The organism is Pseudomonas sp. LBUM1646 (assembly GCF_059716165.1).
This window is the reverse complement of sequence record NZ_CP166810.1, coordinates 1947801-1963821: the sequence shown is the minus strand read 5'-3', so window position 1 is coordinate 1963821 and position 16021 is coordinate 1947801. Positions and strand designations below refer to the sequence as shown.

The 16021-nt window shown below is 59.7% G+C and carries 13 protein-coding genes; 7 read left to right on the top strand and 6 right to left on the bottom strand.

The window, feature by feature from the left end; translation table 11 throughout:
• Nucleotides 1-51: 51 nt before the first annotated feature.
• The gene (locus tag ACA071_RS08775) at nt 52-1017 is read left to right on the top strand and encodes a bile acid:sodium symporter family protein (protein ID WP_497643976.1); all 966 of its coding nucleotides are present in this window, start codon (nt 52-54) and stop codon (nt 1015-1017) included.
• Nucleotides 1018-1136: 119 nt separating this feature from the next.
• Entirely contained in the window at nt 1137-1451 is a 315-nt protein-coding gene (sugE, locus tag ACA071_RS08770) for a quaternary ammonium compound efflux SMR transporter SugE (RefSeq protein ID WP_010456757.1), read from the top strand.
• Between the two features lie 100 nt (nt 1452-1551).
• Here the strand turns inward: sugE and ACA071_RS08765 are convergent, their stop codons facing one another.
• From ACA071_RS08765 to ACA071_RS08750, 4 genes are all read right to left on the bottom strand, one after another.
• Nucleotides 1552-3426, bottom strand: a complete 1875-nt coding sequence (locus ACA071_RS08765; protein ID WP_497643975.1) for an MFS transporter — start codon at nt 3424-3426, stop codon at nt 1552-1554.
• A gap of 98 nt (nt 3427-3524) precedes the next feature.
• Nucleotides 3525-4676, bottom strand: a complete 1152-nt coding sequence (locus tag ACA071_RS08760; RefSeq protein WP_497643974.1) for a TDT family transporter — start codon at nt 4674-4676, stop codon at nt 3525-3527.
• 104 nt (nt 4677-4780) lie between these two features.
• Entirely contained in the window at nt 4781-5092 is a 312-nt protein-coding gene (locus tag ACA071_RS08755; protein ID WP_497643973.1) for a cupin domain-containing protein, read from the bottom strand.
• 37 nt (nt 5093-5129) lie between these two features.
• Nucleotides 5130-6323: an MFS transporter gene (locus ACA071_RS08750; RefSeq protein WP_497643972.1), complete on the bottom strand. Its 1194-nt coding sequence runs from the start codon at nt 6321-6323 to the stop codon at nt 5130-5132.
• Nucleotides 6324-6414: 91 nt separating this feature from the next.
• Between ACA071_RS08750 and ACA071_RS08745 the strand changes: the two genes are divergently transcribed.
• Together ACA071_RS08745 and ACA071_RS08740 are read left to right on the top strand one after the other, a co-directional pair.
• Nucleotides 6415-6954, top strand: a complete 540-nt coding sequence (locus ACA071_RS08745; protein WP_497643971.1) for a TetR/AcrR family transcriptional regulator — start codon at nt 6415-6417, stop codon at nt 6952-6954.
• A 199-nt stretch (nt 6955-7153) separates the two neighbouring features.
• Nucleotides 7154-10624 carry a hybrid sensor histidine kinase/response regulator gene (locus ACA071_RS08740; protein ID WP_497643970.1) on the top strand — a complete coding sequence of 1157 codons (3471 nt, stop codon included), beginning with the start codon at nt 7154-7156 and terminating at the stop codon, nt 10622-10624.
• A 127-nt stretch (nt 10625-10751) separates the two neighbouring features.
• Here ACA071_RS08740 and ACA071_RS08735 read toward each other — a convergent pair whose 3' ends face one another.
• The gene (locus tag ACA071_RS08735) at nt 10752-12116 is read right to left on the bottom strand and encodes a DNA recombination protein RmuC (RefSeq protein ID WP_497645282.1); all 1365 of its coding nucleotides are present in this window, start codon (nt 12114-12116) and stop codon (nt 10752-10754) included.
• A 175-nt stretch (nt 12117-12291) separates the two neighbouring features.
• The gene (locus tag ACA071_RS08730) at nt 12292-12615 is read right to left on the bottom strand and encodes a sel1 repeat family protein (protein ID WP_497643969.1); all 324 of its coding nucleotides are present in this window, start codon (nt 12613-12615) and stop codon (nt 12292-12294) included.
• 984 nt (nt 12616-13599) lie between these two features.
• Here ACA071_RS08730 and ACA071_RS08725 point away from each other — a divergent pair.
• From ACA071_RS08725 to ACA071_RS08715, 3 genes are all read left to right on the top strand, one after another.
• Nucleotides 13600-13824, top strand: a complete 225-nt coding sequence (locus ACA071_RS08725) for a hypothetical protein (RefSeq protein ID WP_003214941.1) — start codon at nt 13600-13602, stop codon at nt 13822-13824.
• A gap of 276 nt (nt 13825-14100) precedes the next feature.
• The gene (locus ACA071_RS08720) at nt 14101-14583 is read left to right on the top strand and encodes a hypothetical protein (RefSeq protein WP_133836569.1); all 483 of its coding nucleotides are present in this window, start codon (nt 14101-14103) and stop codon (nt 14581-14583) included.
• Nucleotides 14584-14729: 146 nt separating this feature from the next.
• Nucleotides 14730-16001 carry an OmpP1/FadL family transporter gene (locus ACA071_RS08715; RefSeq protein WP_497643967.1) on the top strand — a complete coding sequence of 424 codons (1272 nt, stop codon included), beginning with the start codon at nt 14730-14732 and terminating at the stop codon, nt 15999-16001.
• Nucleotides 16002-16021 lie beyond the last annotated feature (20 nt).

The following is a 16021-nucleotide window of genomic DNA, read 5'->3' as shown; positions in this document are numbered from 1 at the left end:
AGGCCACGTATGCTTAGCTCCCTAACGCTTTCATACAATAAGGAACAGTCCATGCGTGCCCTCGCCGCTTTAAGCCGCTTTGTCGGCAACACCTTCGCTTACTGGGTGCTGATTTTCGCCGTCTTGGCGTTCCTGGAACCGACATGGTTCATTGGCCTCAAAGGCGCCATCGTGCCGCTGCTGGGGTTGGTGATGTTCGGCATGGGCCTGACCCTCAAACTTGAAGACTTCGCCGAAGTCGCTCGCCATCCGTGGCGCGTAGCGTTGGGCGTCGTCGCGCATTTCGTGATCATGCCGGGTATGGCGTGGTTGCTCTGCCAGGTGTTTCACCTGCCACCGGAAATCGCGGTCGGCGTGATCCTGGTCGGCTGCTGCCCAAGCGGCACGTCGTCCAATGTGATGACCTGGCTCGCTCGCGGCGATCTGGCGCTGTCGGTGGCCATCGCCGCCGTCACCACCCTCCTCGCCCCGCTGCTGACCCCGGCGCTGATCTGGCTGTTGGCCTCGGCCTGGTTGCCGGTGTCGTTCATGGAGTTGTTCTGGTCGATCCTGCAAGTGGTGCTGCTGCCAATCGTGCTTGGCGTGGTGGCGCAGCGGCTGCTGGGCAACAAGGTGCGCCACGCGGTTGAAGTGTTGCCGCTGGTGTCGGTGGTGAGCATCGTGATCATCGTCGCCGCGGTCGTGGCGGCCAGCCAGGCGAAGATCGCCGAGTCCGGCCTGCTGATCATGGCGGTGGTGATGCTGCACAACAGCTTCGGCTACCTGCTGGGTTACTTCACCGGGCGCCTGTTCAAGCTGCCGCTACCCCAGCGCAAGTCTCTGGCACTGGAAGTCGGCATGCAGAACTCCGGGTTGGGCGCCGCGCTGGCCAGTGCGCACTTCTCGCCATTGGCGGCGGTGCCGAGCGCGTTGTTCAGTGTGTGGCACAACATTTCCGGGGCGCTGCTCTCGACCTATTTCCGCCGCATGAGCGAGAAAGAAGATCGGGAAACGGCGGCGCGGCAGGCGACTGAATAAGCGGCAAACTTGATCCTCGGATTAATGATGGGCACTCTATGGCGCAACGCGAGGACGACCTCGCGGCTCGATCGAGTCATTAATCTGGGGACGACCCCGTCAATCGATGGAGGTCTCTCATGTCCTGGATCATTCTGTTTTTCGCCGGCCTGTTCGAAGTCGGCTGGGCCGTTGGCCTGAAATACACCGACGGCTTCAGCCGCCCGCTCCCCACCGCACTCACCGTCGCCGCCATGGCCATCAGCCTTGGCTTGCTTGGCCTTGCCATGAAGGAATTGCCGCTGGGCACGGCCTATGCGATCTGGACGGGTGTGGGGGCGGTGGGCACGGTGATCGCCGGGATCATTCTGTTTGGTGAATCCATGGCGCTGTTCCGGTTGGCCAGTGTGGCGTTGATTATTGCCGGTCTCATTGGGCTTAAGGTCAGCGCATAACCTTTAGATCGCCTTCGCGGGCAAGCCTCGCTCCTACAGAGCACACCACAAAACCTGTAGGAGCGAGGCTTGCCCGCGAAGAGGCCCTCAATCACGACAACTATCTAACCGTGCCGCGCAACTCCCCAACCATCACCTGCAACTTCGCCGGCTCAGCCACCTCAACCGCCACCGCCGGCCCTGCCACCAACGTCACCCGCGACCACAACCGGCGAAACACGCCCTTGGCCGGGTCGCGACTGAAGAAACTTCCCCACAACCCTTGCAACGCCAGCGGAATCACCGGTACCGGTGTCTCTTCGAGAATCCGCGTCAGCCCACCCCGGAACTCATTGATCTCACCGTCAGCGGTCAACTTGCCTTCCGGGAAGATGCACACCAGTTCGCCGTCCTTCAGATACTGGGCAATCCGCTTGAAGGCCTTTTCGTAGATCTGAATGTCTTCCTGGCGTCCGGCGATAGGAATTGTCCCCGCCGTACGGAAGATAAAGTTCAGCACCGGCAGGTTGTAGATCTTGTAATACATCACAAAGCGAATCGGCCTACGCACCGCGCCGCCAATCAGCAACGCATCGACGAACGATACGTGGTTGCAAACCAGTAACGCTGCGCCTTCGTCGGGAATCAGGTCGAGGTTGCGATGCTCCACGCGGTACATGGAATGGCTGAGCAGCCAGATCATGAAACGCATGCTGAATTCGGGAACGATGCTGAAGATGTAGGCGTTGACGCCGATGTTCAGCAGCGACACCACCAGGAACAGCTGCGGGATCGACAGCTTGACCACGCTCAGCAGCACGATCGAAACAACCGCCGACACCACCATAAACAGGGCGTTGAGAATGTTGTTGGCGGCAATCACCCGTGCCCGCTCGTTCTCGGCGGTGCGCGACTGAATCAGTGCGTACAACGGCACGATGTAGAAACCACCAAAAACGCCGAGCCCGAGGATATCGATCAGCACCAGCCAGGTGTGGCCAAAGCCAAGGACTTCGATCCAGCCATAGCCGTTCTCACTGTCCGGAATTCCGCCGGAGTGCCACCACAGCAGCAAACCAAACACCGTCAGACCAAACGAACCGAACGGCACCAGACCGATCTCGACTTTGCGCCCGGAAAGCTTCTCGCAGAGCATCGAACCGAGGGCGATACCCACCGAGAACACGGTGAGGATCAGCGTCACCACGGTCTCGTCACCTTGCATCCATTCCTTGGCGTAGGCAGGAATCTGCGTCAGGTAAATCGCCCCGACAAACCAGAACCACGAGTTGCCGACAATCGAACGCGACACCGCCGGGGTTTGGCCCAGGCCCAGCTTCAAGGTGGCCCAGGACTGGGTGAAGATGTTCCAGTTCAGGCGCATCTCTGGCGACGCAGCGGCCGCGCGCGGAATGCTGCGGCTGGCCAGGTAACCGAGCACCGCGACACCGACAATCGCCGTAGAGACGATGGGCGCGTAGTGACCGGACGACATCATGATCCCGGCACCAATGGTCCCGGCGAGGATCGCCAGGAAGGTGCCCATTTCCACCAGGCCGTTGCCTCCCACCAGCTCCTCTTCGCGCAAGGCCTGGGGCAGGATCGAATACTTCACCGGCCCAAACAGCGCCGAGTGGGTGCCCATGGCGAACAGCGCCACCAGCATCAGCGACAAGTGATCGAACAGGAAACCGACCGCCCCTACCGCCATGATGGCGATTTCCCCGAGCTTGATCAGACGGATCAACGCGTCCTTGGCGAATTTTTCCCCGAACTGTCCGGCCAGCGCCGAAAACAGGAAAAACGGCAGGATGAACAGCAGTGCACACAGGTTGACCCAGATCGAGCGATCACCGTCGATGGTCAACTTGTACAGAATGGCGAGGATCAGCGACTGCTTGAAGATGTTGTCGTTAAACGCCCCGAGGGACTGTGTCACGAAAAACGGCAGGAAACGCCGGGTGCGAAGTAAGGTGAACTGTGAGGGGTGACTCATCTTCCGTGTTTCCCTGATGTTGGGTAGAGAGTGGCGTGGAGACTGTTCTTGGAATGTTGAACGCCGATCCAGGCCACACATTACCTAATCTTCGCAGATTATTTCTTTAATCCTGCGATGCACGGCGAGACAAACAGCTCGCCACGCCAGGCGCCCTGCACGGTTCGCTTGCCGACGATCAGCCACATCACCGCCAGCAACGCCACCAGCACGCAGCCAAAGACGCTGAAGAACGTCAGGTTCAGAGTGCTCGCCAATTTCAGCGTGGCCAAAGAATAGACGCCCAACGGGAAAGTAAAACCCCACCAGCCGAGGTTGAACGGAATACCGGCGCGCAGGTAACGCCCGGTGATCAGCACCGCGATCAGCATCCACCACAGCCCGAAACCCCACAGGGTGATCCCGGCCACCAACCCCAGCCCGGCGGCGATTTCACCGATACCCGGCAAACCGTTGGCGGCGAAGATCGCGGGTGCATCGGCGCCCAACAGCAACATGCCCAGCGCGCCCGTGCCGATCGGCCCAAGCGCCAGCCAACTCGAAGCAGCCATGTTTTCGTGAGGTAATTTATGCAGCGCCATGCGCAATAACAGGATGGTAAGAATGCTGAACGCCACCGGTAGGGAAAATGCCCACAGTACGTAGCTGGTCACCAGCACCACCAGTTGCGAATGGGCATCGGCCAAGTGCGGCGCCAACAGACCACCGCTGGCGGCGGCCACTTCCGCAGCCACCACAGGCAACAGCCAGACGGCGGTCATCTGGTCGATGCTGTGTTCCTGACGGGTGAACATCATGTACGGAATCAACACGCCGCAGGCCAGAGACATCGCCACATCCAGCCACCACAGCACTTCGGCAACCTGAATCACCCCATCGCCCCAACGCGGCAAACCGAACACAAGGAAGCCGTTAATGATGGTCGCCAGCCCCATGGGAATCGTGCCGAAAAACATCGACACCGTGGAGTGTCCGAAAATCCGCCGTGCCTCATCGAAGAACAGCACCCAGCGTGCGGCGTACAACCCCGTGAACAACACAAACAGAAAGATGTTGAACAGCCACAAGCCCTCGGCTACCGCGTGTATACCGGGGATCGCAACGGGCAATTGCGCCAGCGCCAAGGCCAGCACACCAGTGCCCATAGTCGCGGCAAACCAGTTCGGGGTGAATTGGCGAATCGCTTCCAGCGGTCGTGGAAGAAGACTTAAAGGTTTGTAACCGGGCTTGGCAGCATTGGGGCAGATCATGGCGAACTCCTGTCCTCTGATGAGGTAGAGCCCATGGTAGATCCGAATCGAATATCTATATAACGGGTAATATCTCTAACTGTTATCTGTTTTGTAGATATACGTCAGACACTGCCTTCTGATTCGATCACCAGAATCCGCGCCGCGCCCAGCGGATGCGCCACATGCTCGGTGCCCACCGACGCATAAAAAATATCGCCGACGTCCAGCAAGGTCTGCTGTTCGACACCGTCTTCGCGGTAATGCATCTGCACTTGCCCATCGAGCACGACGAACACTTCCTGACCGTCGTTGACGTGCCATTTATAGGGCTGGTCCGTCCAGTGCAAACGGGTGGTGATGCCGTTCATGTTGGCGATGTCCAGCGCGCCCCAGGCGCGTTCGGCGGTGAAGGATTTGCTGCGGATGATTTTCATGGGGCGGTCCGTCGAATGAGTGGCCAAAGGCTAACGGTCATCCTGCATCGGCGCCACAGACTTTCACAGCACGCTGACGCATCAACCCCAGCAACGCACCAACGGCCAGCACGATCAGCACCGTGCCATAACCATCGGTGGTCGCAATCAGCCCAAAGGTGCGCGTCAAACTTCCCGCCAGCAACGACGGCAAGCAAAACGCCAGGTAACTCAGCACATAAAACGCCGACATCAGCCCCGCCCGCTCATGGGGCAAGGCCAACGGCACGAGGCTGCGCACGGCACCGAGAAAACCGGCACCGAAACCGCAACCGGCCACCAGGGTGCCAATGAAAAACAGTGACAGGCTGGCGCTGTGGACGGCCGTCAGGATCAGCACGATGCCGGCCGGCAGCAAACTGGCACCCAGGCGCAGCACCTTGTCCGCCGGCCGATTGCGCAAGGTGTAGATCATCAACGCGCCGGTCACTGTCAACGCGGCGACCGTCGCGCCGCCGATCAGGTTCGAGGTCGAGCCCGTGGCCGTGCGCACCAGTGACGGCGCCAAAGAAGCGAAGAAACCACCCAGCGCCCACACTGCCGTGTTGATCGGCAGCACCGACCACAACGTACGCCGTGCCTGGATCGGCACGTGCAAAGTCGGGCGCAGCGAGGCCCAGGCACCTGGCTGCGGGCTGACGCTTTCCGGCAGACGCCAGACGTACAGCGCTTGCAGCACAAACAGCGCGAGCAACAGCCAAAAGGTCAATTGCAGCGGCAGCGGCGCAAACTCGGCCAACAAGCCGCAACCCATGGCGCCCACGGCCATGCCCAGCAACGGCGCAACGCTGTTGACCAGCGGGCCTTGCTGGCGATCAGTGTCCAACAACGCGGCGCTCAACACGGCGGTGGCCATCCCGGTTGCAAAGCCCTGCAGCACGCGAGCGCTGATCAACCAGGCGACGCTGTCGGCGTTGATAAACAGCAACATCGCCAGCATGTTGAGCCACAGGGCGGTGAAGATCACCGGCTTGCGTCCGAGGAAATCCGAGAGCGAACCCACCGTGAGCAGCGCCGCCAGCAAGCTGAGGGCGTACACGCCGAAGATCAGGGTCAGGGTCGCCGCCGAGAACTGCAACTGCTCCTGATACAAGTGATACAACGGCGTCGGTGCCGTGGAAGCGGCGAGAAAACTGAGTAAAGTGATCGCCAGAAACCACAGGCTCACACGGTTTGACGTTGAACGAGACATGAGCACACTCCGCAAAAGCTAAGTTTTTGCTTTTGCGGAGTGTGCTACTCGCTAGCGCTTAAAGCAAATTCTTTGTGTTAAGGTCCGCCGCATGGCTATTAAAGAAGGTTTACGCCCGGGTGGCCGCAGTGCCCGGGTACAAGAGTCGGTTCATTCGGCGGTCCGTGCTCTCTTGGAAGAGCAGGACCGTGCGACCGTTACCGTGCCGCAAATTGCCGCACGCGCCGGAGTGACGCCATCGACCATCTACCGACGTTGGGGCGATCTGGCGGTGCTGCTGGCGGATGTCGCCCTCGCCCACATGCGTCCCGACAGCGAGCCGGCCAACACCGGCCACCTGCGCGGTGATCTGCGCGCCTGGGGCGAGCAGTATCTGGATGAGATGAGTTCAGAGCCCGGCCGCAATATGCTGCGCGACGTGCAATGTAGCGCTACGCCGGGTTATTGCGTGACCATTATTGGCGGGCAGTTGCAGACCATTCTGGATCGTTATCCAGACCAGCCGCTGCCGAGTGTCGATCGGCTGATCAACCTGATCGCGGCGCCGACGGTGTTTCGCATCCTGTTTTCGACGGCGGCGCTGGAGGTTGAGGAGTTGCATCGGTTGATCGAGATTGCGTTGAGTCAGTGATGACGCCTTCGCTGTAGGAGCGAGCGGTGCGACGATTCGACTTGCCCGCGAAGGGGCCGGTACAGACACAAACGATCCAACGCAAACTCCCTGCGACACCCCGCCACGCCACGACCTTGGTCGACACTGACGAACCCCTGCCATCGTGCGAGACTGTCTGACCGGGCTGGAGTCTCGGGTGTCTTTGTCTGGAGTTCCCATGTCGCTGTCCAGCGGGCTGATCGCCGCCGTTGCCCTGGCCTATATGGCCATCATGTTCGCCATCGCCTTCTACGGCGACCGTCGCAGCACGCCGTTGCCGCCGCGAGTGCGCGCGTGGGTGTACAGCCTGTCGCTGGCCGTTTATTGCACCAGTTGGACCTTCTTTGGCGCCGTGGGCCAGGCCGCCGAACAGCTTTGGTCCTTCCTGCCGATCTACCTCGGGCCGATCCTGCTGCTGGTGTGCGCGCCGTGGGTCCTGCAAAAAATGGTGATGATCAGCAAACAGGAGAACATCACCTCCATCGCCGACTTTATCGCCGCGCGCTATGGCAAGTCGCAGTCGCTGGCCGTGGTGGTGGCACTGATCTGCCTGGTTGGCGTATTGCCCTACATTGCGTTGCAACTCAAGGGCATCGTGCTCGGGGTGAACCTGCTGATCGGCGCCGGAGCCGATGCCATGGGCACTCGCGCCCAGGACACAGCGCTGATTGTCTCGTTGGTGCTGGCGCTGTTCACCATTGTGTTCGGTACCCGCAACCTCGACGCCACCGAACACCACCGCGGCATGGTGCTGGCGATTGCCTTCGAATCGCTGGTCAAGCTGTTCGCGTTTCTTGCGGTCGGAGCGTTTGTGACCTACGGCTTGTACGACGGTTTCGACGACCTGTTCGACCAGGCCATGCTCGCCCCGCGCCTGGAAGAGTACTGGAAGGAAACCATCAACTGGCCGTCGATGGTGGTGCAGACCGGCGTCGCGATGATGGCAATCATCTGTCTGCCCCGGCAGTTCCACGTCACGGTGGTGGAGAACATCGAGCCCCAGGATTTGCGCCTGGCCAAATGGGTGTTCCCGGCCTACCTCGCATTGGCCGCGCTGTTTGTAGTCCCGATCGCCCTGGCCGGTCAGATGTTGCTACCGAGCTCTGTACTCCCGGATTCTTTCGTCATCAGTCTGCCGCTGGCCCAGGCCCATCCGGCGCTGGCGCTGCTGGCGTTTATCGGCGGCGCTTCGGCGGCCACCGGCATGGTGATCGTGGCCAGCGTGGCGCTATCGACCATGGTCTCCAACGACATGTTGTTGCCGTGGTTGCTGCGACGCAACAACGCCGAGCGGCCATTCGAAGTGTTCCGCCAATGGATGCTGTCGGTGCGTCGAGTCAGCATCGTGGTGATTTTGCTGCTGGCCTACGTCAGTTATCGCCTGCTCGGCTCGACCGCCAGCCTGGCGACTATTGGCCAGATCGCCTTCGCCGCCGTGACCCAACTAGCCCCGGCAATGCTCGGCGCGCTGTACTGGAAACAGGCTAACCGTCGCGGTGTATTTGCCGGCCTCGCTGCTGGGACATTCCTCTGGTTCTACACCTTGATTCTGCCGATCGCCGCCCACAGCCTCGGCCTGTCCCTGAGCACTTTTCCGGGGCTGGCCTGGTTGCACAGCAACCCGCTGCACCTGCCGCTCACCCCGTTGACCCAAGGCGTGGTGCTGTCGCTGGCGGCCAACTTCACGTTGTTTGCCTGGGTCTCGGTGCTGTCGCGCACGCGAGTTTCAGAGCACTGGCAGGCCGGTCGTTTCATTGGTCAGGAAATCAGTGCCCGGCCTAGCGCGCGCTCGATGCTGTCGGTGCAAATCGATGATTTGCTGCAACTGGCCGCGCGTTTTGTCGGTGAAGAACGCGCCCGCCAAAGCTTCATCCGTTTCGCCTATCGCCAGGGCAAAGGCTTCAACCCGAACCAGAACGCCGACGGTGAATGGATCGCGCATACCGAACGCTTGCTGGCCGGTGTGCTTGGCGCTTCTTCGACGCGCGCTGTAGTAAAAGCCGCCATCGAAGGTCGGGAAATGCAGCTTGAAGACGTCGTCCGTATCGCCGACGAAGCATCAGAAGTGTTGCAGTTCAACCGCGCCTTGCTGCAAGGCGCGATTGAGAACATCACCCAGGGCATCAGCGTGGTCGACCAATCGCTGAAACTGGTGGCCTGGAACCGGCGATATCTGGAGCTGTTCAACTACCCTGACGGCTTGATCAGCGTCGGTCGGCCGATTGCCGACATCATTCGCTACAACGCCGAGCGCGGGTTGTGCGGCCCGGGTGAAGCGGAAGTCCACGTTGCTCGCCGTCTGCACTGGATGCGCCAGGGGCGGGCCCACACCTCTGAGCGACTTTTCCCCAATGGCCGTGTGATCGAGCTGATCGGCAACCCGATGCCTGGTGGCGGTTTCGTCATGAGCTTCACCGACATCACCGCGTTCCGCGAGGCCGAGCAGGCGCTGACCGAGGCCAACGAAGGCCTGGAGCAACGGGTGACCGCGCGGACCCACGAACTCTCGCAACTCAACGTCGCCCTGACTGAAGCCAAGGGCACTGCCGAGTCGGCCAACCAATCGAAAACCCGTTTTCTGGCGGCGGTCAGCCATGACTTGATGCAACCGTTGAACGCTGCACGACTGTTCTCCGCCGCTCTGACCCATCAGGACGACGGCTTGTCCGGCGAGGCGCAGAAACTGATCCATCACCTCGACAGTTCGTTACGCTCGGCCGAGGACTTGATCAGTGATTTGCTGGACATTTCCCGTCTGGAAAACGGCAAGATCAACCCCGCCCCCAAGCCGTTCGTGCTCAATGAGCTGTTCGATATCCTCGGTGCCGAGTTCAAGGCACTGGCTCGGGAACAAGGTCTGAAATTCCGTCTGCGCGGCAGCACCTTGCGGGTCGACAGTGACATCAAGTTACTGCGACGGATCCTGCAAAACTTCCTGACCAACGCTTTTCGCTACGCCAAAGGCCCGGTGCTGCTGGGAGTTCGGCGGCGCAAGGGCGAACTGTGCCTGGAAGTCTGGGACCGTGGGCCGGGGATTCCGGAAGATAAACGGCAAGTAATTTTCGAAGAGTTCAAACGCCTCGATAGCCACCAGACCCGCGCTGAAAAAGGCTTGGGCCTGGGCCTGGCGATTGCCGACGGCTTGTGCCGGGTGCTCGGCCATACTTTGCAGGTGCGTTCCTGGCCAGGGCACGGCAGCGTATTCAGCGTCACCGTGCCGCTGGCCCGCGCGCAGATCGTGGTGCCGAACACGGTGGTTGAACTGAACGGCAAATTGCCGACGGGCGCGCAGGTGCTGTGTATCGATAACGAAGACAGCATTTTAATTGGCATGAACAGCCTATTGACCCGCTGGGGCTGCCAGGTCTGGACCGCGCGCAATCGTGAAGAGTGCGCGACGTTGCTCGGCGACGGGATGCGTCCGCAATTGGCGCTGGTGGATTACCACCTGGACGACGGCGAAACCGGGACTGAGTTGATGGCGTGGTTACGCACGCGCTTGGGCGAGCCGGTGCCGGGGGTGGTGATCAGTGCCGATGGACGCCCGGAAACCGTGGCGCAGGTGCATGCGGCGGGGCTGGATTATTTGGCCAAACCGGTTAAGCCGGCGGCGTTGAGGGCGTTGTTGAGTCGGCATTTACCGTTGTAGCGGGTAAACACAGATCATTCCCACGCTCCGCGTGGGAATGCATCCCATGAAGCTCTGCGTCACAGCTGTAGTAGCGGACGCGGAGCGTCCATGGCGGCATTCCCACGCGGAGCGTGGGAACGATCGGTTACTCCGGCAACTCGGCCAATCCGTCCACATCGGTCATCGCCCGCTCGAGCAAATCAACGGGCAAACTCTTGCTCGCGCGCGCCCCCAGCAACTTCAGTTGCTCGCTGCGACTGACCAGGTTGCCGCGCCCTTCCGTCAGCTTGTTGCGCGCAGAGCTGTAGGCTTTATCCAGTTGCTGCAAGCGATTGCCGACTTCGTCCAGGTCCTGGATGAACAACACGAACTTGTCGTACAGCCACCCCGCCCGCTCGGCGATTTCCCGGGCGTTCTGGGTCTGGCGCTCCTGCTTCCACAGGCTGTCGATGACCCGCAGCGTGGCGAGCAACGTGGTCGGGCTGACGATCACGATGTTGCGGTCGAACGCCTCCTGAAACAGCGTCGGCTCGGCCTGCAATGCCGCGGAAAACGCCGCTTCGATGGGAACAAAGAGCAGAACGAAATCCAGGCTGTGCAAGCCATCGAGTCGCTTGTAATCCTTGCCGGACAAGCCTTTGACGTGATTGCGCAGGGACAGCACGTGTTGCTTGATCGCAATCTGGCCGATGGCATCGTCTTCGGCCGCGACGTATTGCTGGTACGCCGTGAGGCTGACCTTGGAGTCGACCACCACCTGCTTGTCACCGGGCAGGTAAATGATCACATCCGGCTGGAAACGCTCGCCATCCGGGCCTTTAAGGGTGACCTGAGTCTGGTACTCGCGGCCCTTTTCCAGGCCGGCGTGCTCAAGCACCCGTTCGAGAATCAGCTCGCCCCAGTTACCCTGGGTTTTCTGCCCTTTCAAGGCGCGGGTCAGGTTGGTGGCTTCGTCGCTCAGGCGCAGGTTCAGTTGTTGCAGGCGCTCCAGCTCCTTGGCCAGGGAAAAACGCTCACGGGCCTCGGCCTGATAGCTTTCTTCGACGCGCTTCTCAAAGGACTGGATGCGTTCCTTCAACGGATCGAGCAATTGCCCGAGGCGCTGCTGACTGGTTTCGGCGAAACGCTGTTCGCGCTCGTCGAAGATCTTGCCCGCCAGTTCGGCGAACTGCGCCCGCAACTCGTCGCGCGAGCCCTGAAGGTCGTTGAGGCGTTGCTGATGGCTTTCCTGTTGCTCACGCAGCTCGGCGTTGAGCGAAGCGGCTTGCGCGTCCAGGCGACGCAACTCAGCCTCTTTGCCGGCGCGCTCGATATTCCAGGCGTGGGACGCGTCGCGGGCATCGTCGCGCTCGATTTGCAGCAGCTCGACTTCACGGCGTAGCGCAGCAAGATCAGCTTGCTTGGTGGAGTTGGCCTGGCTCAGGTCACCGATTTCGTCGCGGCACGCATCGAGTTGGGCATTCAAGCCGTCCTGAGCCAATTGGGCCATGGCCAGCCGTTCTTCCAGCAACGCCACGTCGGCCTGCCCGGCGCTCGCCCGGCGCTGGATTTGCCAGGCCAGTGCCAGCAATGGCAATGCCGCGCCTGCCAGACCGAGCAATATGCTGGTCAAGTCGATAGCCATAGCCACTCCTGCCGATGAGATAAAGCTTGAAGGTTAACCAAGGCGTCAGGTCTTGGACAGCTCAGTCTTCGGTCAGCCCCAATTCCTGCTGGGCGCGGCGGTCACCGGCGCGGGCGGCCTGGCGCAGCATGTCGTGACCGATGCGCCGATCCCGGGCGTTGCCGCACTCGCGGCACATCAACTGACCCAGACGGCTTTGCGCGGCCACCACGCCCTCACGGGCCGGTTGCTTGAGCAAACGTCCAGCGAAGTGTTTGACGTTGGGGTTATCGCCCAGGCGCGGGCTATCCAAAAGCCACTCGGCCACACGCATGGAAAAGCGCTTGGGAGGGGTAACAGTCGGGGACGTTGCGGTAACAGCGGTTGATACTGAGCGAAACTTCATAAAGCACTGTAGGGCAGATCGGAAGGCGCGCCACTCTACTCTTTTTTTCTTACAGGTAAAGTCGAAAAAAACCCGGCACGCCCGTCCTAGAGCAAGCGCTTGGGACAATCCACAGAAGCTGTGGATAACTCAGTGGACAACCGCCCTTGAACTCTCGCAAAGCCCTGTGGAATGGGGCTCGCAGTCAAACTGACGATTTTTTCACCAGTAAAAAAAAGCGATGTTTTTCATTGACTTAAATTTTCATTACAGGCACCCACTGCGTTTGAAGCCAAGGTGACAGTGGCGTGACAGTCTGCGCAACTTATGTGCACAAGTACCTTCGCGGCGGTTATATCGATGCGCTTTTTCGGCGCATTTTGCAGCCAAGCCTGGGGATAAGCCTGGGCAAAACCGCGATTCACGGCGACTGAAGCTCGACGACCAACGGTAAAATCCTGTGCCATTACAGGGCAAGCGCCCTTATTTACAGCCTATAATTACGCCCCTCGAAGCGTTTGAATGGCGCTACCGAGAATCTTTTTGGCTAACACACTTCCTTTCTCCAATTCAATCCGTTAGTATCCGCGGCGTTAGTACCAAGCTGAAAGTCAATTCTGGTCGAACAAATCCCCCCGGTCAGCCTTCCCTTGAGAAGCCTCCACCGACAAAGCGGGATCGACCACCTCGATGGTTTCCAGGTAAACCTTGCGTCGACACTGCCTTTGAAATGAATGCAAAGGGTGTTGCGAAGCTCACTTACTCTGACCGAACCAGCCTGCAAATTGATCAGGATCTTCACCCCGGGCCCAGAACCTTTGCCCTTGATGTGTTGCCTGCCCTCCTAAGTACCTACCTGCCAGCCCAAGCGCGCCAATTATCAGCGCTTCAAACTGGCTGCTTTGTTCCAGTCGGGTTCTTCGTTCGACCAATGGTGGTCGTCGTCACTGGAACGTATTAATTTTGCACGGCTCTTATCCGTGTCGCTTGTAGGAACACCTAATAATGTCTACTCAAATCCACACTCAGGATGCCATTCGCACCCTAACCAACGCTTTTGCACCAATGAACTGCCTGATCATGGCCGCTCGCAAAGGCTGCTTCAGCTTCACTCTGGTCAACGAACACGGCATCGCCCGTCACAGCGAACGCCTGTACCCCGATCAATACTCCAGCGCTGAACCGCTGCAGGCCGTAATCGATCGTACTCGCCAGGCACTGGTTGCCTGAGACGCCAGAAAGACTGAAAACCTCAAAAGCCCTGCTCAAAAAGCGGGGCTTTTTATTGCCTGATATTTCTCTTTTCCTACCCAGCGCCTAAGTACTAACCGATATAACGGTTATAACTGGCGGCCGGAAATATTTTAAAAACAGGCCTTTACGTCGCGAATATGACACTACACTTCAACTCAAGCGGCTTAATCCGCTTTCGGCGAGCCTGAGTCGATTCACCGCTGCCAAGCCCCCCTTCAGGTATCGCCGCCCATTTCATGTTTCGAGGGCTTTATGGGTATCGCTGCCAGCGAACTGTGCCGTTATGTGATCCGTCCGACCTTGATCTACCTCGGGCGCCATAGCGCGACTGCCGAATCCCTGCTGCTGGGCATCGCCGCCAGCCAGTCAGCCCTTGGCTCCGCCCTGCATGACCGCCGTGGACATGGCCTGTACCGAATCGCCGAGCCGCGTCACCGGGCACTCTGGGATCACTACCTGGCCCTCGACCCTGAACGCGCAAGCCTGGTTCGTGGCCTGGCCAGCCAGCATGCCTTTTTAAGCAGTCCGCACCTGGAATTGACCGTCAACCTGCGTTACGCCACCGCCATCGCCTGGCTGTTGGTAGAAGAGCAAAACACACCCCTCCCCGATCCCGATGATGTGCTGGGCATGGCTCGAATCTGGCGCCAGACCTTTCAGCCTCAGGGACGCCTGCGTGACTTTACGTGTGCCTGGCAAACCTGTGTTTCATCGCTGAATCAGGTCGCTTGCTGACCGCCCGGTTTCAGAAGATCCCGCAACGGGTCGCGAATCTGGTCTGATTGTCCTACAAAACCGCTCTAACTCAACACATACAGGCTATAGCGCTGGGACGAAAATGTTGGTAATTTTCGCCCCGGTGATCACCAGGAGTTCTAATAATGAAAAAAGTAATGCTCAAAACCACCCTTAGCCTCGCCGTTGCCTTGGCATCCACCCAGCTTTTCGCAAGTGGCTTCGCCATCAACGAACAAAGTATCAGCGGGATGGGTACAGGTTTTGCCGGGCGATCTTCATCTGCCGATGACGCAAGCACAATTTTTGGCAACCCTGCCGGCATGTCACGCATCAAGCGCGAACAAGTCACCGGCGGTGCTGCAATGCTCGACGCACACACCAACATCAGCAAAGCCAGCTCCAGCCCTAACAGCGGTAGCAACGACGGCGACATGGTCCCGTTCATCGCGGTGCCGATGGGCTACTACGTCAAGCCTATCGATGACAAATGGGCAGTCGGTGTTGGCGTGTATGCACCGTTCGGCCTGGTGACCGACTACGAGCACGGTTTTGCCGGCCGCTACTTCGGCAGCACCAGCGATGTGAAAGTCGTGACCCTGCAACCGACCGTGAGCTACGCCTTCAACGACAAGGTGTCGATCGGTTTCGGCCCGACCATCAACCGTATCGACGGCAAGCTGGAATCGAACCTGTCGATTACCCAGGCAGCTCCGGATGGCCAGGTCAAGATCAAAGGCGATGACACCGCACTGGGCTACAACATTGGCGTACTGGTTCAAGCCACTGACAGCACCCGTGTCGGCCTGACCTACCACTCGAAAGTGAAGTACAAGCTCGAAGGCAACACCAAGGTCAACTACGGCGTCCTCGGTGCCGTGGGTCAAAACCCAAGCCAGAAGTACGACGCCTCGCTGGACCTGACCACCCCTGAATCGGTGGACTTCTCAGTCACTCATCAGCTCGACGACAAGTGGACCCTGTACGCAGGCAGCACCTGGACTCGCTGGAGCCGCCTGAAGGAAATCACCGTCGAAAACAAAGGTGTTCCGGCCATCCTGAACGGTCAATTCGGTTCCATCACCGAAGAACAGAACTGGCACGACACCTGGGCTCACGCTATCGGCGCGTCCTACCAGTTGAACAAGGAATGGGTACTGCGTACCGGCCTGTCCTTCGACCAGGCACCGACCAACAACGTCGACCGTTCCCCACGCATCCCGACTGGCGATCGCAAGATTTTCAGCCTGGGCGCCGGCTGGAGCCCGACCGACGACCTGACCATCGACGTAGCGTACTCGTACCTGCGTGAAGAGTCGGTCAAGATCGCCAACAGCAACGACCGTGGCCAGAGCTACGATGCTAAATACCAAAACTATGCGAACGGTTTTGGTGTTGGCGCGACCTACCGCTTCTGATGATTCAAGGCGAGGCTGAA